Source organism: Protaetiibacter intestinalis, assembly GCF_003627075.1.
Taxonomy (GTDB): domain Bacteria; phylum Actinomycetota; class Actinomycetes; order Actinomycetales; family Microbacteriaceae; genus Homoserinibacter; species Homoserinibacter intestinalis.
In genome coordinates, this window is record NZ_CP032630.1 from 552,632 (window position 1) to 571,944 (window position 19,313).

Genomic DNA, 19,313 nt, shown 5'->3' on the forward strand with positions numbered 1-19,313 from the left:
CGGCGGATGCGGCGGGCGCCCAGCAGGGCGCGGCTACGATTCCGGCATGGATGCGCGCGCCGAGGAGTTCGAGCGCGCCGTCCGCGGCGGCGGCCCGGTCGCCCTCCCGACCGCGGGCGGCGGGCGGGGCGCCCCCGCGCCCCTCGGCTCGCGCCTCGACGAGCGCTGGCAGCGCTGGATGGCCGACCCCCGCATCCGCCGCGCCTGGGACCGGGGCGCGCCCGCCGCCGTGCTCGCCGTCGCCGCGGCGCTGCGCCTCGTGGCGCTCGACCACCCGCACGAACTCGTCTTCGACGAGACCTACTACGTGAAGGACGCCTACACCCTCTCGCACCTCGGCTACGAGGCGCGGTGGCCCGACGGTGCCAACGACTCCTTCACCTCCGGCAATGCCGACGTGTACACGAGCGACCCCTCCTTCGTCGTGCATCCGCCGCTCGGCAAGTGGATCATCGCCGCCGGGATGGCGTTGTTCGGCACCGACAGCGCCTTCGGCTGGCGCTTCGGCATCGCGCTCGTCGGCGTGCTGCTGGTCGGGCTCGTGATGCTCGTCGGCAAGACGCTGTTCCGTTCGACGACGCTCGCCGTGCTCGCGGGCGGGCTCATCGCGATCGACGGCAACGCGATCGTCATGAGCCGCGTCTCGTTGCTCGACGGGGCGGTCGCGTTCTTCGCCCTGCTCGGCACCTGGTTCGTGCTGCTCGACCGGCGGTGGGCGGAACGCCGGATCGGACCGTGGGTCGCCGCACGCGCGGCCGCGGGCCGCCCCAGCGGCTGGGGTCCCGTGTGGTGGTGGCGGCCCTGGCTGCTGGCCGCCGCGGTCGCCTTCGGCTGCGCCACGAGCGTCAAATGGAACGGCCTCTACTTCCTCGCCGTGTTCGGGCTGTACACGGTCGTGTCGGATGCCTTCCTGCGCAAACGCGCCGGCATCGAGTTCTGGGGCACCGGCACCCTGCTGCGCCAGGCCCCCGTCAACGCGCTGCTGCTCGTGCCGCTCGCCCTCGCCGTGTACGTGACGAGCTGGCTCGGCTGGTTCACGAGCGACGACGGCTACTACCGCCACTGGCTCGAGGACAGCGGCGGCGAGGCCTGGACGGGCGCCTTCGCCTGGGTGCCGCACACCCTGCAGAACTGGTGGCACTACCAGACGTCGATCATGAACTACCACGTGGGCCTCACGACCCCGCACACCTACCAGGCGAATCCGCTCACCTGGCTGTTCCTCACCCGCCCGACGAGCATGCACTACCAGTCGTTCGACGACGGCACGGCGCAGGCGATCCTCGACATCGCCAACCCGCTCATCTGGTGGGGCGCCACCGCGGCCGTCGTGTTCCTCGTCGTGCGCGTGGTGCGGGGGCTGCTCGCGCGGCGTCCCGTCGCGACGGATGCGTTCATCCTGACCGGCATGGCCGCGGGCTACCTGCCGTGGCTGCTGTACCTGAACCGCACGGTGTTCCAGTTCTACACGATCGCCTTCGAGCCGTTCATGATCCTCGCGCTCACCGCCGCCCTCGCCGCCATCGCGGGGCGCGCGACGGATGCGGAGCCCCGCCGCACCGCCGGACTCGCCACCGTGGGCGTGTACCTCGGGCTCGTCGTCATCGTGTCGGCGTACTTCCTGCCCATGTGGACCGCGATGCGCCTGCCGATCGCGTTCATCTTCAGCCACTACTGGCTGCACTCCTGGATCTAGAGGGGACCTCACCGACGACGGGCGCCCCGTCGAGGGGCGTCCGTCGTGGTTTCGATACACCGCCTTCGCGCGGCACTCAACCAGCGGGGAAACACAGCGCGGCCGCAGGCCGCACCTCAGCGCATCCGCTCACCGCGCCCCGACATTCATCCTCGCGGCACGCTGCCGTCATCCCGGCGACGGACGCCCGCCCGCGGGGCGCGTCCGTAGCGTGGCGGCATGCACTCCCCCACCACGCTGCGGATCGACGGGCGGGCGATCGTCGAGAACACCCGCCGCATCGCCGCGTCGACGCGCGCGGAGGTGATGGCGGTCGTGAAGGCCGACGGCTTCGGCCACGGCCGCGCCGCCCTGCTGGCGCTCGAGGCGGGGGCGACGCGCCTCGGCGTGACGAGCATCGAGGAGGCGCTGCCGCTGCGCTGGGCCGGCGTCGAGGCGCCCATCCTCAGCTGGCTGAACCCGGTCGACGCCGACATCGTGTCGGCACTGCGGCACCGCATCGAGCTGGCGGCCCCGAGCCTCGCGCACCTGGCGCGCATCGCCTCCGAGGCGCGGCGGCTGGGAGCCCGGGCATCCGTGCACCTGCACCTCGACACCGGGATGTCTCGCGACGGCGCCCCGGCATCCGACTGGCGCACGATGTGCGCGCTCGCCCGCGAGTACGAGCGCGAGGGCACCGTGCGGGTGGTCGGCATCATGAGCCACCTGGCGCGCGCCGACGAGCCGGGGCATCCGCTCACCGTGCGGCAGCGGCTGCTCACGGATGCGGCCGCCCGCACCGCCCGCAGCCGCGGCCTCACCCCCCGCTTCGTGCACCTCGCGGCGACGGCGGCGACCCTCACCGACCCGAGCACCCACTTCGACCTCGTGCGGGTGGGTGCGGGCCTCTACGGCATCGACCCCTCGCGCACGACGACGCTCCGCGGCGCCATGACCCTCACGACCCACGTCACCACGGTGCGCGAGGTGCGCGCCGGCACCCCGGTCGGCTACGGCGCCGGCTACCTGACGCGGGAGGCGACGCGGCTCGCGCTCGTGCCGCTCGGCTACGCGGACGGCATCCCGCGCGCCCTGTCGCCGGATGCGCGGGTGCTCGTGCGCGGACGCCGCGTGCCGATCGCGGGCGCCGTCTCGATGGACCAGCTCGTGCTCGACGTGGGCGGCATGCCGGTGCAGGCGGGCGAGGAGGTGACCGTGTTCGGTCCGGGGGATGCGGGCGAGCCGACGCTCGCCGAGTGGGCCGGCTGGGCGGGCACGATCGAGCACGAGCTCGTCACCCGGGTGGGTCCGCGCGTGCATGTGGAGGCGGCCGCGTGACCGCGCCGCGGGTGGTCGTGATCGGCGGCGGCACCTCGAGCGAGCACGAGGTGTCGCTCGCCTCCGCCGCCGGCATCGCCGACGCCCTCGACCCGGAGCGTTTCGACGTGGTGCGGCTCGGCATCCGCCCCGACGGCACCTGGACGGGGCCGGAGGGCCCGCTGCCGGGCGACCTCGCGGGCGCCGTGGCGGTGCTCGAGCGGGCGGATGTGGTGGTGCCTGCCCTGCACGGCCCGCGCGGGGAGGACGGCACGCTCGCCGCCCTGCTCGACCTCGTGGGGGTGCCCTACGTCGGTTCGGGGGTCGTCGCGGGCGCCGTCGCGATGAGCAAGCACGCCACCAAGGCGGTCGCCGCCGCGGTGGGCGTCGCGAGCGCCGACGGAATCCTCGTGCACGACGCCCGCGACCCGCGCCTGGCGGGGCTCAAGCCGCCGCTCGTCGTGAAGCCGGACCGGGCGGGCTCGAGCCACGGGGTCACGGTCGTGCGGGAAGCGGGCGGGCTGGCCGCCGCGGTGCAGACGGCGCTCGCCTTCGACACCGCCGTGCTCGTGGAGCGCTTCGTGCGCGGCCGGGAGATCGACGTGGCCGTCATCGAGCACGCCGACGGGTCGCTGCGCTGCCTGCCGCCGCTCGAGATCGTGGTGCCGGAGGGCGGCATCTTCGACGCCGAGGCGAAGTACGCGCGCGAGCCCGACTTCCGGGTGCCGGCGCCCGTGCCGCCGGCACTGCTCGCCGAGCTGGAGGGCGCCGCGCTCGCCGTGTTCCGCGCCGTCGGGGCCCGCGGGCTCGCCCGGGTCGACTTCTTCGCCACGGATGCCGGGCTGTTGCTCAACGAGCTGAACACCTTCCCCGGCTTCACCCCGCGCTCGCAGGTGCCGCGCATGGCCGCAGCCGCCGGCATCGGCTACCCCGAACTCGTCGAGCAGCTCGTCGAGACGGCCCTCGCGACGGCCGAGCCGCACCGCATCCGACGCCGGCTGGGGGTTGCAACAGACCGCAACACTTCGCCCGCGCCGGTAGCCTGAACGGATGCCGAACAGCGACGTCGCCCCCACCCCGGACCACGCCTGGGGCTTCCGCACCCGCGCCATCCACGCGGGCAACATCCCCGACGGCGTGCACGGATCCCGCGCCCTGCCGATCTACCAGACGAGCGCCTTCGTCTTCGACGACACCGCGGATGCCGCCGCCCGCTTCGCGCTGCAGAAGTACGGCAACATCTACTCCCGCGTCGCGAACCCCACCGTCGCCTCCTTCGAGGAGCGGATCGCCTCGCTCGAGGGCGGGCTCGGGGCGGTCGCCACCTCCTCCGGCCTCGGCGCCGAGTTCATCACCTTCGCCTCGCTCGCGGGCGCGGGCGACCACATCGTCGCCGCCTCGAGCCTCTACGGCGGCTCGGTCACCCAGCTCGACGTGACGCTGCGCCGCTTCGGCGTCGACACCACCTTCGTCACCGGCACCGACCCGGCCGACTACGCGGCCGCCATCACCGAGAAGACGAAGCTCATCTTCGTCGAGTCGATCACGAACCCCTCCGGCGACATCGCCGACCTCGAGGGCCTCGCCGAGGTGGCGCACGCGCACCACCTGCCGCTCATCGTCGACTCGACCGTCGCCACCCCCTACCTCAACCGGCCGATCGAGTGGGGCGCGGACGTCGTCATCCACTCGGCCACCAAGTTCCTCGGCGGGCACGGCACCACCCTCGGCGGTGTCGTCGTCGAGTCGGGCCGCTTCCACTGGGCGAACGAGCGCTTCCCGCTGTTCGATCAGGAGGTGCCCCACTACGGCGGCCTCAACTGGCACGGCAACTTCGGCGAGTACGCCTTCCTCACGCGTCTGCGCGCCGAGCAGCTGCGCGACATCGGCCCCGTGCTCGCCCCGCACTCGGCGTGGCTGCTCGCGCAGGGCGTCGAGACGCTGCCCTTCCGCATGCAGGCGCACGTCGACAACGCCCGCGCCGTGGCCGAGTTCCTGGCCGCCGACGACCGCATCGAGTTCGTCAACTGGGCGGGCCTGCCCACGCATCCGCACTTCGAGCGGGCGAAGCGCTACTTCCCGAAGGGACCCGGATCGGTGTTCAGCTTCGGCGTGAAGGGTTCCGCCTCGCGCGACTCGCGCAGCGTCGGGCAGACCTTCATCGAGTCGGTGAACCTGGCGAGCCACCTCGCCAACATCGGCGACGCGAAGACCCTCGTCATCCACCCCGCCTCCACGACGCACGCGCAGCTCACCGAGCAGCAGCTGCTCGACGCGGGCGTGCTGCCCGGCCTCGTGCGCATCTCGGTCGGCATCGAGGACGTCGACGACATCCTCTACGACCTCGACCAAGCGCTGAGCGCCGCGGTGAGGGGAGAATAGGGCCATGTCCGCTGTCGCCGAAGCCCCCGAGCTCGAGACCGTCAACCTGCAGAACGGCCTCTCCTGCTCGATCCCCGCCGACTCCCCGCTCGCGAAGCTGCTGCGCAGCAAGCGCACCTGGACCGGTCCGAGCGCCCAGGAGCGCCTCGGCATCCTGCGCCGCGCGAAGTCGGTCGCCATCGTGGGCGCCTCGCCGAACCCGGCGCGCTCCTCGTACTTCGTCGCCACCTACCTGCAGCAGTCGAGCGACTACGACCTGTACTTCGTGAACCCGAACGCGACCGAGATCCTCGGGCAGCCCGTGTACAAGTCGCTCGCCGATCTGCCCGTGGTGCCCGACATCGTGGATGTCTTCCGCCGCGGCAGCGACATCCCCTCCGTCATCGACGACGTCGTCGCGATCGGCGCGAAGACGATCTGGGTGCAGCTCGGCATCTGGAACGAGGAGGCCGCCTACTACGGCGAGTCGAAGGGCCTCACCGTGGTGATGGACCGCTGCATCAAGGTGGAGCACGCGCGCTTCAACGGCGGGCTGCACCTGCTCGGCTTCGACACCGGGCAGATCACCTCGCGCAAGACGATCCGCTGAGGCGCGAGGTCACAGCGCGGGGGCGCTGACCTCGTTGCGTGCGCCGTTGTCGGTCACCGAGCCGAGGCGGCCGCCCGCCGACACCTCGTTGTCGTTTCCGTCGAAGACGAGCGAGCCGATGCCGGCCGAGCTCGTCACCTCGTTGCGGTCGCCCGCGATCGTCACGGCGCCGATGAGGCCCGACTCGACGTCGTTGTCCTGGCCCTCGATCGACAGCGTGCCGAGCGAGGCGGCCGTCACCTCGAGGCCGTCGCCGCGCACGACGAGGGCGCCGACATCGCCGGCCACCACCTCGATGTCCTGCCCCTGCACCGTGAGGGTGTCGCAGTCGCCGATGACGTGATCGCCCGGCTGGTCGATCACGAGCTCGCCGTCGCATCCGCCGGGCGCCTCGGGCGCGAGCGTCTCGCCGGGCTCGAGCGTCGACCCCTGTTCGGGCACGATCGGCGGCAGCACGACGCATCCGCCGAGTGCGAGGGCGGCGAGCAGCAGCACGGGGGCGGCGGCGCGGCGCGACATCAACCCACCCGGGTGAGCAGCCACACCGTCATGTTGGAGGCGGAGCCGCCGACGCACGTCTGGTAGTAGCCGTCGTAGCCGGCCGGCACCGCGGATGCGTCGCTGCCGTAGGCGAGTCCGCCGACGCGGCCCGCCACCTGGAAGCTGCCATAGCCGGGGATGTCGACGCGCGCGCCCGTGCCGAGGCCCGACCAGGCGCGCCCGCCGCACGACCAGTGCTCGGCCGCGTAGAAGGCGCCGCCCAGGTAGGCGGCGATGTTCGCGAAGTTCACCGAGCCGCGGCACGCGTCGACCTCCGCCTGGCCGCCCGTCGTCCAGATGCTCTCGACGTACGGGCCGATCGCCTGCACCCGGCCGGTGCCCGCGGCGACGGTGCGTCCGGCCGCCTGCTGCGCCGCAAGCTGCGCGGCGCGGGCCGCCGCCTCGGCGGCGAGCCTCGCCTGCTCGGCCTCCCACGCGGCGACGGCCGCGTCGAGCCGCTCGACCCCCTGGCCGAGGCGCTCGACGAGCGCGGCCGAGCCGCCGTCGGAGGCGCCCTCGACCCCGCCGCCCAGCGCGGCGAGCAGCCGCACCCGCTCGGCCCCCGCCTCCGCGGCGGCGATGTCGGCGGCGAGCGCCTCCCGCGCGGACTCGTCGAGCACGTGCCCGGCCGCGGCGGCGTGGGCGGTGCGGGCCGCCTCGGTCGCCTCGCGCAGGGCGGCGACGGGGTCGGATGCCGTGGACGCCGTGGCGACGGCGGGCGCGGCGGGCGTCGTGAAGGCGACCGGCTCGAGGCGATCGGCCCCGGCATCCGCCGCACCGAAACCGCCCACCGCCACCGCGACAGCGGCACCGAGGACGAGCGCGCGTGCGGCGTGCCCGTGGACCTTCGGCGCGACGACCGGCGCGGGGCGCGGCATCCGGTGCCGGGCGTGGGCAGCCCGGCCGAAGGGTGGGTGCCCGATGAACGCCGTCATCTTCCACACTCCGCTCGTGGCGTCGCGGCGGGTTCACCGTGACGTCTGCTGTTGAGACGGGTGCGGAGGTTTTCGGGTCACCTCCGGTTTGTACCCCCTCAGTGTGCCTCGTGTACCCCGTCGTCGGCAATGGGGAATCCGACCGGATGCCACGGCAGCGTTACCGTGTGTTGCATTCCGTCACGAAGCGGACACCGCGCGGGGCTAGCGTGCTGGCATGACCGACACACCCGTGCTCACGAGCCAGCTCGTCTCGACGCAGTGGCTGGCCGACCACCTCGGCACCGAGGGGCTGCTCGTCGTCGACGCCTCCGTCGCCGCGTTCACGCGCCCCGACGGGCGCAGCGGCTACCTGAGCGGGCACGAGCAGTACCTGCTCGAGGGCCACGTGCCGGGCGCCGTGTTCGCCGACCTCATCGAGGAGTTCTCCGACCCGGAGGGCGACTACCCCTTCACGCGACCGGATGCGGAGCGCTTCGCGGCGGCGGCCGGCGCGCTCGGCGTCGGCCCGGGCACGACCGTCGTCGCGTACGACACCGCGGTCGGCCAGTGGGCCTCGCGGCTGTGGTGGCTGTTCCGCGCCTTCGGCTACGACGACGTCGCGGTGCTCGACGGCGGCCTCGCCAAGTGGCGGGCCGAGGGTCGCGAGCTCGGCCGCGGCCACATCGAGCCGACCCCGGCGGAGTTCACGGCATCCGAGCGCCCCGAGCTCTGGGTGTCGAAGCAGGACGTGGAGGCCGTGGTGCGGGGCGAGCGCGAGGCGGCGCTCGTGTGCTCGACGCCGCCGAAGGAGTTCAGCGGCGAGGCCGTCACCCGGGTGCGCGCGGGCCACATCCCGGGGTCGAGCTCGGCGCCGGCCGGGTTCCTCGTCGACCGCGAGACGAACGCGCTGCTGGATGCCGAGGGGCTGCGCGCGCGGCTCGCCCCCGCGCTCGGCGCGCCGCAGATCATCACCTACTGCGGCGGGGGCATCGCCGCGACCTCGGCGGCCTTCGCGCTCACCCTGCTCGGCGAGCGCGCGGTGGCGGTGTACGACGGCTCGCTCAACGAGTGGGCGGCCGACCCGGATGCGCCGCTCGTGACCGCGGACTGAGCGGGGGCCGGCTCAGGCGAGCTGGGCGGCGAGGGCCGCCGGGTCTCCCGTGGGCAGTCGGCAGCTGAAGCCCTCGCACAGGTAGGCGGTGGCCGCGCCCGCGACCGGTGTGCGATCGGCGAACAGACCGAAGCCCGCCGCCGCGAACGCCTCGGCGGCGCGCTGCGGCAGGATCGCGAGGGTGCGGCCGGGCGCCGCCCAACCGCGGGCCGCATCGGCGAGCGGACCGTCCACGCCCGCGTCGTCGGGCAGCACCACGACGAGCTCCTCCGGGGGCGCCGCAAGCCGGGCCGCCACCGCGAGGGTCGCGCCGAAGGCGATCGGCCGCTCGAGCGCCGGGCCGAGCAGCGGCGCGATCGCGCGCTCCGCGGCGGCGGCGTAGCGGTCGTCGCCCGTCAACTCGAACATGCCGCGGGCGGCATCCGCGAGAAGCGCGGCACCCGAGGGCGTCGCGCCCTCGCTCTGGTCGGCATCGACCTGGATGCCGCGCGCCGCGAGCACCGGGTCGCCGCCGCCGGGGGCGCGCACCTCGCCGTCATCGAGGCAGGCGTCGAGCAGCTCGCGGGCCGTCACCGCGTAGGCGGGCTCCCCCGCCGCGAGCGCGAGCCGCAGCAGGCCGCCCGCGAGGCCGCCGTAGTCCTCGAGGGTCGCGGAGGCGTCCGAGACCCGCTCGCCGCGGCCCGCCCGCCGCAGCCGGGGACCGTCGGAGGTCGCCGCGAGCTGGGCGGCGAGCACGGCATCCGCGGCCCGCGCCGCCGCCTCGATCCAGGCGGGGCGGGCGAAACGCACCCCGGCATCCGCGAGCGCGCCGATCGCCATGCCGTCGAGGCCCGCGAGCACCTTCGCGTCGACGGCCGGCCGCGGCTGCGTCGCGCGCGCCGCGGCGTCGAGCGCGTAGTAGCCGCCCTCGACGCGCTCGCCGTCGACGAGGCTCTCCGAGTCCTGGGCGGAGGCGAAGGCGCCGTTCGGCAGGCGCAGCACCTCGAGCAGGAAGCCGGCCACGGCATCCGCGGTGCCCTCGTCGCCGAAGCCCGTCGCGAGGTCGAGCAGCTGGGCGTTGTCGGAGAGCATGCGCTCGTAGTGGGGTTCGGTCCAGTCGCGGCGCACGGCGTAGCGGAAGAAGCCGCCCTCGACGGGGTCGCGCAGCGCCTGGGCGGCGTCGTAGAGGCGGCGGCCGAAGGCGTCCGCCCCGGCGTCGCCGCGTCGCCCGCGCTCCGCGAGGAAGGCGATGACGGGCGCGTTCGGGAACTTCGCGTCGGCGCCGAAGCCGCCGTACTGCGGGTCCTCGAAGCTCGCGAGCTCGGCGACGGATGCGGAGAGCGCGTGCTCGCCGGGCAGCGCGGCGAGCGCCTCCTCGGGCCGGGCGGCGAGCGCCTCGGCGACCGCGGCGCCCGTCGCCTCCACCTCCGCGCGGCGCAGCGTCCACGCCTCCACGATCGCCTCGAGCACCTGCCGGAACGACGGCACCCCGTGCGCCGCGCGCGGCGGGAAGTAGGTGCCGGCGAAGAACACCCGACCCTCGGGGGTGGCGAACACGGTGAGCGGCCAGCCGAGCTGCGGTGTGAAGGCGCTCGCCGCGGCGAGGAAGGCGGCGTCGACCTCCGGATGCTCCTCGCGGTCCACCTTGATCGCCACGAGGTGCTCGTCGAGGTAGGCGGCGAGCTCGGGGTCGGAGAACGACTCGCGCGCCATCACATGGCACCAGTGGCAGGTGGCGTAGCCGATCGAGACCATGACCGGCACGTCACGGCGGGCGGCCTCGGCGAAGGCCTCCTCGCCCCACGGCCACCAGTCGACCGGGTTGCCCGCGTGCGAGAGCAGGTAGGGACTGATCGCGGATGCGAGGCGCTTCCCCATAGGCTCACCCTATGCCGACGCCCGCGCCGTTAGCCGTGACGTACATCGGGGGCCCGACGGCGCTCGTCGAGTACGCGGGGCTGCGGGTGCTGCTCGACCCGACGTTCGACGAGCCGCGGCACTACCCGCGGGCCGGGCTGCGGAAGACGGCGGGGCCGGGGCTCCCCGCATCCGCCATCGAGCCGGTCGACGTCGTGCTCGTCTCGCACCACGGGCACGCCGACAACCTCGACGACGCGGGGCGCGAGCTGGCGCTGCGGGCACCGCTGGTGCTGTCGACGCCCGAGGCGCAGGCGGCGCTCGGCGGGCCCGTCGTGGGGATGCGGCCCTGGCAGACGCACGCGCTCGGCGAGGTGACGGTGACGGCGCTGCCGGGGCGGCACGGACCGCGGCCGCTGCGGCCGCTCGTCGGGCCGGTCACGAGCTTCCTGCTGAGCGCACCCGGCGAGCCGACCGTCTACGTCTCGGGAGACAACTCCTCCCTCGCGCTCGTGCGCGCCGCGGCGAAGCGCGTGGGCCCGGTCGGGGTGGCGTTCCTCTTCGCGGGGGCCGCGCGCGTCGCGCCCGTGCCGGTCGCGCTCACCCTCACCGCCGCACGCGCGGTACAGGCGGCGCGCATCCTGGGCGCCCGCCGCGTCGTCGGCCTGCACGTCGAGGACTGGGCCCACTTCTCCGAGAGCCGCGCCGACCTCGAGAAGGCCTTCACCGACGCGGGCCTCGCCGAACTCCTCGTTCCCACCCCCCGTGGCGAGCGCACAGCCATCCCGCTCTAGTCCCCGAAAGTACGTACTTTTGGGGTGAAATCGGGCCCGAACGGCCCAAAAGTGCGTACTTTCGCGGAGGGGGGACGGACGTCAGAAGGTGGCGGTGTCGGGGTCGGCGCCGACGCGCTGGCCGCGGTCGAGGGCGTCGATCGCGGCGAGCTCGGGGTCGGTCAGCTCGAAGCCGAAGACGTCGAAGTTGGCGGCCATCCGCTCGCGCGAGTTCGACTTCGGGAACACGATGATGCCGCGCTGCAGGTGCCAGCGGATGACCACCTGCGCGGGGCTCACGCCGTGCGCGGCCGCCGCATTCTGCACCGCCTGCTCGCCGAAGAGGTCGTACTTGCCCTGGCCGAGCGGCCCCCACGCCTCCGTGCGGATGCCGAGGGGCTCGGAGAACGCGCGCAGCTCGCGCTGCTGGAACGCCGGATGCAGCTCCACCTGGTCGACCGCCGGCACGGTGCCCGACTCGGCGATGATGCGCTCGAGGTGCGGGCGGTGGAAGTTCGAGACGCCGATCGAGCGCGTCTTGCCGTCGGCGCGGAGCTGCTCCAGCGTCAGCCACGACTCGACGTAGCGGCCGAGGTCGGGGCGCGGCCAGTGGATGAGGTACAGGTCGACGTGGTCGAGGCCGAGCTTCTCGAGGCTGAGGTCCATGGCGTCGACCGCCGACTGCGTGCCCTGGTCGGAGTTCCACAGCTTGGTCGTCACGAACAGCTCCTCGCGCGGGATGCCGGACGCCGCGATCGCACGCCCCACGCCGAGCTCGTTGCCGTAGACGGCGGCCGTGTCGATGTGCCGGTACCCGACCTCGAGCGCGTCGGTGACGATCCGCTCCGTCTCGTCGGGGTCGACCTTGAACACCCCGAATCCGAGCTGGGGGATGCTGTGGCCGTCGTTGAGCGTGAGGAGGGGAACCGTCATGCCCCCATCCTGACACCGTGGCGGCGCCCCGCGCCGGGGCGGAAAGGCCGGGGGTTCGTGACACGGGCCGAAGATCGTCCGAAGTTTCGCCCGCGGATTCCCCGGGTGCGCGGGCGCGGCGCCTCCTAGAGTCGGAGGGAGCCACCCGCACAGGAGCCACCATGACCCGAATCGGCATCGTCGCCGAACCCGCCGGGGAGAACCGCGTCGCCGTCTCGCCCGCCACCACCGCCCGCATCGTCGCCCTCGGCTACGAGGTGGCCGTCGAGCGCGGCGCGGGCACCGCATCCTCCTTCCCCGACGAGGCCTACGCCGACGCCGGCGCGACCGTCGTCGACCGGGCGGAGGCGTGGGGCGCGGATGTCGTGCTCGCCATCACCGCGCCGACCCCCGCCGACATCGCGCGGCTGCGGCCCGACGCGACCTTCGTGGGCCTGCTGAGCCCGGCCCTGCGTCCCGAGCTGCTCGAGCAGCTCGCCGCGCGCGGCGTCACCGCCCTCGCCCTCGACGCGGTGCCGCGCATCTCGCGCGCCCAGTCGATGGACGTGCTGAGCTCGATGGCGAACATCGCCGGCTACCGCGCGGTCGTCGAGGCCGCCCACGAGTTCGGCCGCTTCTTCACCGGCCAGGTGACGGCGGCCGGCAAGGTGCCGCCCGCGAAGGTGCTCGTGGCGGGCGCCGGCGTCGCGGGGCTCGCCGCGATCGGCGCGGCCTCGAGCCTCGGCGCGATCGTGCGGGCCACCGATCCGCGCCCCGAGGTCGCCGACCAGGTGCGCTCGATCGGCGGCGAGTACCTCGCGGTCGTGGTGCCCGAGGAGCAGCAGGAGGTCTCCTCCGACGGCTACGCGAAGGCGACGAGCGACGCCTACGACCGCCGCGCACGCGAGCTGTACAGCGAGCAGGCCGCCGAGGTCGACGTCGTCATCACGACGGCGCTCATCCCGGGCCGCGCCGCGCCGCGGCTGCTCACGGCATCCGACATCGCCCTCATGAAACCGGGCAGCGTCGTCGTCGACATGGCGGCCGGGCAGGGCGGCAACGTCGAGGGCTCGGTCGCGGGCGAGCGCGTCGTCACGGCGAACGGGGTCATCATCCTCGGCTACACGGACCTCGCGGGGCGCCTCCCCCAGCAGGCCTCGCAGCTGTACGGCACCAACCTGCTGAACCTGCTGACCCTGCTCACCCCCGGCAAGGACGGCCGACTCACCCTCGACCACGACGACGTCGTGCAGCGCGCGGTCACCGTGACGCAGGGCGGTGCGGTCACGTGGCCGCCGCCCGCCGTCGCCGTCTCGGCGGCGCCCGCGGCGGCACCGCCCGCCCCGGCATCCGCCCCCGCCCGCCGGGCACCGAACCCGCGCGCACGCCTCGGCCTCGCGATCGCGGGCATCACCGCGCTGTTCCTCGTCTGCGTGTTCGCACCGCCACCGCTGCCGCAGCACTTCCTCGTGCTGACGCTCTCGGTCGTGGTCGGCTTCTACGTGATCGGCAAGGTCGCCCACGCCCTGCACACGCCGCTCATGAGCGTCACCAACGCGATCAGCGGCATCATCGTGGTCGGCGCGATGACGCAGCTCGGTTCCGCGTCGCTGCTCGTGCAGCTGCTCGCGACCGTCGCGGTGCTCGTGGCGAGCATCAACATCTTCGGCGGCTTCGCCGTCACGCGGCGCATGCTCGCGATGTTCCGCAAGGGGGACGCGAAGTGACCGCGGCGTTCTGGGCGGATGCCGTGCTCGCCGCCACGGTCGCCGACGCCGCGTACGTGGTCGCCGCGCTGCTGTTCGTGCTGAGCCTCGCGGGGCTCAGCCGCCACGAGACGGCGCGGCGCGGCGTCGGCTTCGGGATCGCCGGCATGGCGATCGCGCTCGCCTCCACCGTGTGGGTGGTCGTGGCGACCGGGTCGGTGGTGCCGCAGGGCGGCCTCGGGCTCACCCTGCTCGCGGCCGCCGTGCTCGTCGGCGGCGCGATCGGCCTGTGGCGCGCGCGGGTCGTCGAGATGACGGGGATGCCCGAGCTCATCGCGCTGCTGCACTCCTTCGTGGGCCTCGCGGCCGTGCTCGTCGGCTGGAACGGCCACCTCGCCTCCGCCGGGATCCCGGCCGCGCTGCGCGACATCCACCACGCCGAGGTGTTCATCGGGGTGTTCATCGGCGGCGTGACGTTCACCGGCTCGATCGTCGCCTTCCTCAAGCTCTCGGGGCGCATCGGCTCGCGGCCGCTCATGCTGCCCGGCAAGAACGCGCTCAACATCGGGGCGCTCGTCGCCTTCGCCGGCCTCACCGTCTGGTACGTGCTGACCCCGGAGCTGTGGCTGCTCGTCGCCGTCACGGCGCTCGCGCTGCTGCTCGGCTGGCACCTCGTCGCCTCGATCGGCGGCGGCGACATGCCGGTCGTCGTGTCGATGCTCAACAGCTACTCGGGCTGGGCGGCGGCCGCGGCGGGCTTCCTGCTGGACAACGACCTGCTCATCGTCACCGGTGCGCTCGTCGGCTCCTCGGGCGCCTACCTCTCCTACATCATGTGCAAGGCCATGAACCGCTCGTTCCTCTCGGTCATCGCGGGCGGGTTCGGCATCGTCGCACCGCGCGCCGGCGAGGAGGAGGCGGGCGAGCACCGCGAGATCGACGCGACCTCGGCGGCGGCGCTGCTCACGGCATCCCGCTCGGTCGTCATCACGCCCGGCTACGGCATGGCGGTCGCGCAGGCGCAGTACCCCGTCGCCGAGCTGACGGAGCGGCTGCGGGCGCGCGGGGTCGACGTGCGCTTCGGCATCCACCCCGTCGCGGGTCGCCTGCCCGGCCACATGAACGTGCTGCTCGCCGAGGCGAAGGTGCCGTACGACATCGTGCTCGAGATGGACGAGATCAATGACGAACTCGCCGAGACGGATGTCGTGCTCGTGATCGGCGCGAACGACACCGTGAACCCGGCGGCCGCCGAGGACCCGGGCTCCCCCATCGCGGGGATGCCGGTGCTGCGCGTGTGGGAGGCGACGAACGTCATCGTCTTCAAGCGCTCGATGGCCTCCGGCTACGCGGGGGTGCCGAATCCGCTGTTCTTCCGCGAGAACGCGCAGATGCTGTTCGGCGACGCGAAGGAGCGCGTGGAGGACATCCTGCGCGCGCTGTAGCGAAGTCGCGGTTTCGGCCGGATGGCGCGGTTTCGCCGCCGCCATCCGGCCAAAACCGCACCACGGCTCAGCGGAAGCGGCGCCCCTCGTCGCGGCGGTAGAGCACGAGGGCGAGCGTCAGCAGCACGGCGCACCAGGCGAGGATGCCGCCCCACGCCCACCACGGCACCTCGCCACCCTGCACCGCGGCGATGACCACCTCGCGCGCCTGCCGCGAGGGCAGGAAGCGCGAGAGCACGTCGAGCCAGCCGGGGAACATGACCGGCGGCAGGAACAGCCCGCCGCCGAAGGCGAGCGCGAACATCACGATCTGCACGACCGCGATCGCCACCTTCATGGGCATCGCGTAGCCGATCGCGATCCCCGCGAACAGGAACGGCAGCGCGGAGGCCGCGAGCGCGAGCAGCCCGAGCACGAGGCCCGCGGCATCCGCGTGCGCCTGCGTCAAGGTGGCGCCCAGCACGAGCACGGGGATGAGCGCGGCGAGGCCGAGGGTGCCGGTCGAGAGCACCTGGGCCAGGATGCGGGCGACGGCCGGCGCCGGCAGGGTGCGCAGGTAGGGATCCCACGGGGTCTCGCGGGCCTGGGCGATCGAGATGCCGAAGCCGAACAGCGCGTTCGACATGAGGGCGAACACCATGAGCTGGATCACGGCCTGCGTCGCGAACACGGGGTCGTCGGCGACCACCCGCTGCGGCACGATGAAGAACAGGAACGCGAGCGCCGGGAAGGCGAGCGAGCCGATCACCGCGATCGGCACCCGGAAGGTCTCGACGAGCGTGTAGCGCGTGTGCAGGGCGGTCAGACGCAGCGTGCTCATGCCGCGCTCCTCTCGGTCAGGGCGAGGAACGCCTCCTCGAGCGTCGCGCCGCGCACCTGCAGCCCCGTGAAGGGGATGCCGGATGCGACGAGCTCGCGCACGAAGGCGTCCGAGTCGTGCACGGCGAGCGAGACGCCCGTCTCGTCCGCGGCGGTCGCGACGACCCCCGCGAGCGCGGCCAGGCGCGCCGGCTCGGGCGTGGAGAGCCGCACCCACTGGTCGCCCACGCGGGCGAGCACGGCGTGCAGGCTGTCGTCGGCGACGACGCGGCCGTCGGCGATCACGACGACCCGCTCGGCGAGCGCCTCGATCTCCTCCAGGTAGTGGCTCGTGACGATGATCGACGCGCCCGCGGCGTGCTGGCGGCGGATGGCGTCCCACAGGGCGCGGCGGCCGTCGACGTCGAGCCCCGTGGTGGGCTCGTCGAGCAGCACGAGGCGAGGTCGGCCCACGAAGGCGAGGGCGACGCTCAGCCGGCGACGCTGTCCGCCCGAGAGCGCGCCGGTCTGGCGGCGCAGCAGCTCGGTGAGCCCGAACTCCTCCGCGAGCTCGGCGGTCGGCATCCGGTCGGCGAAGTGCCCGCCGACGAAGTCGATGACCTCGCCCACCCGCAGGGTCGCGGGCAGCGCCGTCTCCTGCGGGGTGCAGCCGAGGCGTTGCCGGGATGCCGCGTCGCGCGGGTCGCCGCCGAAGAGGCGCACGGTACCCGCGTGCGGGCGGCGCAGCCCCTGCAGCAGGGAGAGCAGGGTGGTCTTGCCTGCGCCGTTGGGGCCGAGCAGGCCGACGAGCTCCCCCTCGCCGACGGCGAGGTCGACGTCGTCGAGGGCGAGGATGTCGCCGAAGCGCCGGGTGACGCCGTCGAGGGCGGCGAGGGTGGTCATGGGGTTCCTCCGAGGAGTGATCTGAGCTGGGCGGTGTAGTCCTCGAACGCACGGCGCCCGGCCGTGCTGAGCGAGAGGTAGGTGACGGGCGAGCGGCCCTGGAAGGTCTTGTCGACGGCGAGGTAGCCGGCGTCCTCGAGCTTGCGCAGGTGCGTGGAGAGGTTGCCCGCGGTCATCGCGAGCAGCTCCTGCAGGCGGGGGAACGAGATCCGGTCGCCGGCGTCGAGCGCCGCGAGGGTCGCGCAGATGCGCAGGCGCGCCGAGGCGTGGATGACGGGGTCGAGTTCGTCCATGGCGTCACATCCGCCGCAGCCGGAGGAGGGAGACGACCCCGCCGATCAGCAGCGCGGGGCCGGCGATGAGCGCCATCGCGAGCATGTTGCCCGGCGCCCCGAAGAAGCCGGTGACGGCGGCCGCGACGATCATGACGAGCGCGATGACGAGCTGGTCGGGCGAGCGCCAGAGCATCGTGCCGGCGAGGTACATCGCCCCGACGAGCAGCGCGTAGGCGGAGGTGAAGTAGATGGCGACCACCTCGTCCGTGGCGCCTGCCCGGATGAGCGCGTAGCCGAGCGCGGCGGTCGCGGTGCCGAGCACGGCCCACGAGATGCCGTAGACGGTGCCGACGAAGTCGCTCACGCCCTTGATGCCGCGGTTGGTGCGCACCCCGACGACGGCCGAGGTGACGGCCGCGCCGAGGATGAGGGCCGCGAACGCGGGTGCGGCGACGACGAGCGGCACCGCGACGGGCGAGGGGCCGCCCGGCCAGGCCGCCCACAGCAGGGTGTAGCCGATGAGCCACGCGCCGCCCCACACGAAGTAGTAGACGGGCACCTGGGCACCGAACAGGCGCTTCACGCCGCGCGTCTCGCCCGCGATGAGGGCGAGCGACTGCTCGGGCGTGAGGTCGTCGTCGTCGGATGCGTCGGGCTCGGTCATGGCTACTTTGTAACGCAAAGTGCTTTGCGGGTCAAGTGTCAGTCTCGCCCTCCCCCTTGACGCCAACGACCGACGGTCGTAACGTACAACCAAATGGTTGCACAAACGGAACTGAGCGAGGCGGAGGTCGACCGCCTCTTCCATGCCCTCGCCGACCGCACCCGGCGCGACATCGTGCGACGCACCCTGCTCGGCGAGCGCTCCGTGAGCGAGCTCGCCGCCGACTACGCGATGTCCTTCGCCGCGGTGCAGAAGCACGTCGCCGTGCTGGAGGGAGCGGGACTCGTGACCAAGCAGACCCGCGGTCGCGCACGCATCGTGCGCGCCGACCCCGAACAGCTCGCCCGCGCACGCGCACTGCTCGACGCCTACGCCGAGCTCTGGCGCGGACGCATCGACCGTCTCGACGCGCTGCTCGCCGACGACGACTGACCACCCATCCGCAGCTGAAGGAGAGAACCATGCCCGTGACATCCGTCACCACCGATCCCGAGGCGCTCACGATGACCGTCGTGGCCGACTTCCCCGTGCCCGTCGAGCGCCTCTGGAGCGCGTTCGCCGACCCGCGGCAGCTCGAACGCTTCTGGGGCCCGCCCGGCTACCCCGCGACCTTCGACCGCCACGAGGTGCACCCCGGCGGCATCTCGCACTACTGGATGACCTCGCCCGAGGGCGAACGCTTCTACGGCCGCTGGGACTTCGTCGAGGTCGACGAGCCGCACCGCTTCGTGGTGCGCGACTCGTTCGCCGACGCGCAGGGCGAGATCGACACCTCGGTGCCGACCGGGGTGATGACGCTCACCTTCGAGAGCACGCCGACGGGCGCGCGCTTCACCGCGGTGTCGGAGTCGCCGACCGCCGAGGCGCTCGAGCAGGTGATCGCGATGGGTCAGGCCGAGGGCATGGAGCAGGCGTTCGGCCAGCTCGACACCGTGCTCGCCGACCTGCGGCAGTACGCGCTCGGCAGCGGCATCCGCACCGAGATGCTCGACGACACGCACGTGCGCTTCACCCGCGCCTTCGAGGCACCGCGCCACCTGCTGTGGCGGGCGCACACCGAGCCGGAGCTGATGCGCCGCTGGCTGCTCGGCCCCGACGGCTGGACGATGACGGTCTGCGAGAACGAGCTGCGCGTCGGCGGCGCCTACCGCACCGCGTGGGCGCCCGAGGAGGGCCACCCCGGCGAGCCGTTCGGCTTCGAGGGCGAGAACCTCGTGATCGAGCCGGAGCGGCGCATGGTGACGACCGAGCGGATGTCGGGCACCGACCTCCCCGGCACCGTCAACGACCTCACCCTCGACGAGGTCGACGGCGTGACGCTGCTCACCCTGCTCATCACCTACGCGAGCGTCGAGCAGCGCGACGCGATCCTCGCCACCGGCATGACCGACGGCATGGAGACCTCGTACGCCCGCTTCGAACGCGAGGTGCTGCCCACCCTCGGATGACGCACGTGGGCCCTCCGGCGGT

Annotated in this window: 19 protein-coding genes; 11 read left to right on the forward strand and 8 right to left on the reverse strand. The window is 73.5% G+C overall.

What is annotated here, in order from left to right; translation table 11 throughout:
* The first annotated feature begins 46 nt into the window (after positions 1–46).
* The 5 genes from D7I47_RS02705 (at position 47) to D7I47_RS02725 (ending at position 5,963) form a co-directional block, all read left to right on the forward strand.
* Positions 47–1,696: a dolichyl-phosphate-mannose--protein mannosyltransferase gene (locus tag D7I47_RS02705; RefSeq protein ID WP_120761617.1), complete on the forward strand. Its 1,650-nt coding sequence runs from the start codon at positions 47–49 to the stop codon at positions 1,694–1,696.
* A gap of 219 nt (positions 1,697–1,915) precedes the next feature.
* Complete coding sequence (gene alr / locus D7I47_RS02710; RefSeq protein ID WP_120761618.1) at positions 1,916–3,013, forward strand: alanine racemase; 1,098 nt, start codon at positions 1,916–1,918, stop codon at positions 3,011–3,013.
* Positions 3,010–4,038, forward strand: a complete 1,029-nt coding sequence (locus D7I47_RS02715; protein WP_120761619.1) for a D-alanine--D-alanine ligase family protein — start codon at positions 3,010–3,012, stop codon at positions 4,036–4,038. Before alr ends, D7I47_RS02715 begins: the two co-directional genes overlap by 4 nt.
* A 4-nt stretch (positions 4,039–4,042) precedes the next feature.
* Entirely contained in the window at positions 4,043–5,374 is a 1,332-nt protein-coding gene (locus D7I47_RS02720) for an O-acetylhomoserine aminocarboxypropyltransferase/cysteine synthase family protein (RefSeq protein WP_120761620.1), read from the forward strand.
* A gap of 4 nt (positions 5,375–5,378) precedes the next feature.
* Positions 5,379–5,963: a CoA-binding protein gene (locus D7I47_RS02725; RefSeq protein WP_120761621.1), complete on the forward strand. Its 585-nt coding sequence runs from the start codon at positions 5,379–5,381 to the stop codon at positions 5,961–5,963.
* A 9-nt stretch (positions 5,964–5,972) separates the two neighbouring features.
* On the opposite strand, the gene D7I47_RS02730 is transcribed toward D7I47_RS02725, so the two are convergent.
* Together D7I47_RS02730 and D7I47_RS02735 are read right to left on the reverse strand one after the other, a co-directional pair.
* Positions 5,973–6,482, reverse strand: a complete 510-nt coding sequence (locus tag D7I47_RS02730) for a hypothetical protein (RefSeq protein WP_120761622.1) — start codon at positions 6,480–6,482, stop codon at positions 5,973–5,975.
* Positions 6,482–7,438, reverse strand: a complete 957-nt coding sequence (locus D7I47_RS02735; protein WP_157981613.1) for a hypothetical protein — start codon at positions 7,436–7,438, stop codon at positions 6,482–6,484. Before D7I47_RS02735 ends, D7I47_RS02730 begins: the two co-directional genes overlap by 1 nt.
* A gap of 217 nt (positions 7,439–7,655) precedes the next feature.
* On the opposite strand from D7I47_RS02735, the gene D7I47_RS02740 reads away from it, so the two are divergent.
* Positions 7,656–8,531 (forward strand): sulfurtransferase, encoded by an 876-nt coding sequence (locus D7I47_RS02740; protein ID WP_120761624.1) that lies wholly within the window; start codon positions 7,656–7,658, stop codon positions 8,529–8,531.
* A 12-nt stretch (positions 8,532–8,543) separates the two neighbouring features.
* Here D7I47_RS02740 and D7I47_RS02745 read toward each other — a convergent pair whose 3' ends face one another.
* The gene (locus D7I47_RS02745) at positions 8,544–10,388 is read right to left on the reverse strand and encodes a thioredoxin domain-containing protein (RefSeq protein ID WP_120761625.1); all 1,845 of its coding nucleotides are present in this window, start codon (positions 10,386–10,388) and stop codon (positions 8,544–8,546) included.
* 35 nt (positions 10,389–10,423) lie between these two features.
* Here D7I47_RS02745 and D7I47_RS02750 point away from each other — a divergent pair, with 35 nt between their 5' ends.
* Positions 10,424–11,161, forward strand: a complete 738-nt coding sequence (locus D7I47_RS02750; RefSeq protein WP_227000801.1) for an MBL fold metallo-hydrolase — start codon at positions 10,424–10,426, stop codon at positions 11,159–11,161.
* 81 nt (positions 11,162–11,242) lie between these two features.
* Here the strand turns inward: D7I47_RS02750 and D7I47_RS02755 are convergent, their stop codons facing one another.
* On the reverse strand, positions 11,243–12,073 hold the full coding sequence (locus D7I47_RS02755) for an aldo/keto reductase (protein ID WP_120761627.1): 831 nt from the start codon (positions 12,071–12,073) through the stop codon (positions 11,243–11,245).
* Positions 12,074–12,234: 161 nt separating this feature from the next.
* Between D7I47_RS02755 and D7I47_RS02760 the strand changes: the two genes are divergently transcribed.
* On the forward strand, positions 12,235–13,779 hold the full coding sequence (locus D7I47_RS02760; protein WP_120761628.1) for a Re/Si-specific NAD(P)(+) transhydrogenase subunit alpha: 1,545 nt from the start codon (positions 12,235–12,237) through the stop codon (positions 13,777–13,779).
* Entirely contained in the window at positions 13,776–15,203 is a 1,428-nt protein-coding gene (gene pntB, locus D7I47_RS02765; RefSeq protein ID WP_227000803.1) for a Re/Si-specific NAD(P)(+) transhydrogenase subunit beta, read from the forward strand. Before D7I47_RS02760 ends, pntB begins: the two co-directional genes overlap by 4 nt.
* Before the next feature lie 67 nt (positions 15,204–15,270).
* On the opposite strand, the gene D7I47_RS02770 is transcribed toward pntB, so the two are convergent.
* The 4 genes from D7I47_RS02770 to D7I47_RS02785 are packed head-to-tail and all read right to left on the reverse strand — an operon-like array spanning position 15,271 to position 17,843.
* Complete coding sequence (locus D7I47_RS02770; protein ID WP_120761629.1) at positions 15,271–16,023, reverse strand: ABC transporter permease; 753 nt, start codon at positions 16,021–16,023, stop codon at positions 15,271–15,273.
* A complete protein-coding gene (locus tag D7I47_RS02775) occupies positions 16,020–16,904 on the reverse strand; it encodes an ABC transporter ATP-binding protein (protein WP_120761630.1) in 885 nt (294 codons plus the stop codon). Before D7I47_RS02775 ends, D7I47_RS02770 begins: the two co-directional genes overlap by 4 nt.
* Complete coding sequence (locus D7I47_RS02780; protein ID WP_120761631.1) at positions 16,901–17,197, reverse strand: transcriptional regulator; 297 nt, start codon at positions 17,195–17,197, stop codon at positions 16,901–16,903. Before D7I47_RS02780 ends, D7I47_RS02775 begins: the two co-directional genes overlap by 4 nt.
* A gap of 4 nt (positions 17,198–17,201) precedes the next feature.
* The gene (locus D7I47_RS02785; protein ID WP_120761632.1) at positions 17,202–17,843 is read right to left on the reverse strand and encodes a hypothetical protein; all 642 of its coding nucleotides are present in this window, start codon (positions 17,841–17,843) and stop codon (positions 17,202–17,204) included.
* A gap of 93 nt (positions 17,844–17,936) precedes the next feature.
* Between D7I47_RS02785 and D7I47_RS02790 the strand changes: the two genes are divergently transcribed.
* Both D7I47_RS02790 and D7I47_RS02795 read left to right on the forward strand, forming a co-directional pair.
* Positions 17,937–18,275 carry an ArsR/SmtB family transcription factor gene (locus D7I47_RS02790; protein ID WP_120761633.1) on the forward strand — a complete coding sequence of 113 codons (339 nt, stop codon included), beginning with the start codon at positions 17,937–17,939 and terminating at the stop codon, positions 18,273–18,275.
* Positions 18,276–18,304: 29 nt separating this feature from the next.
* Positions 18,305–19,291 (forward strand): SRPBCC family protein, encoded by a 987-nt coding sequence (locus D7I47_RS02795; RefSeq protein WP_120761634.1) that lies wholly within the window; start codon positions 18,305–18,307, stop codon positions 19,289–19,291.
* Positions 19,292–19,313 lie beyond the last annotated feature (22 nt).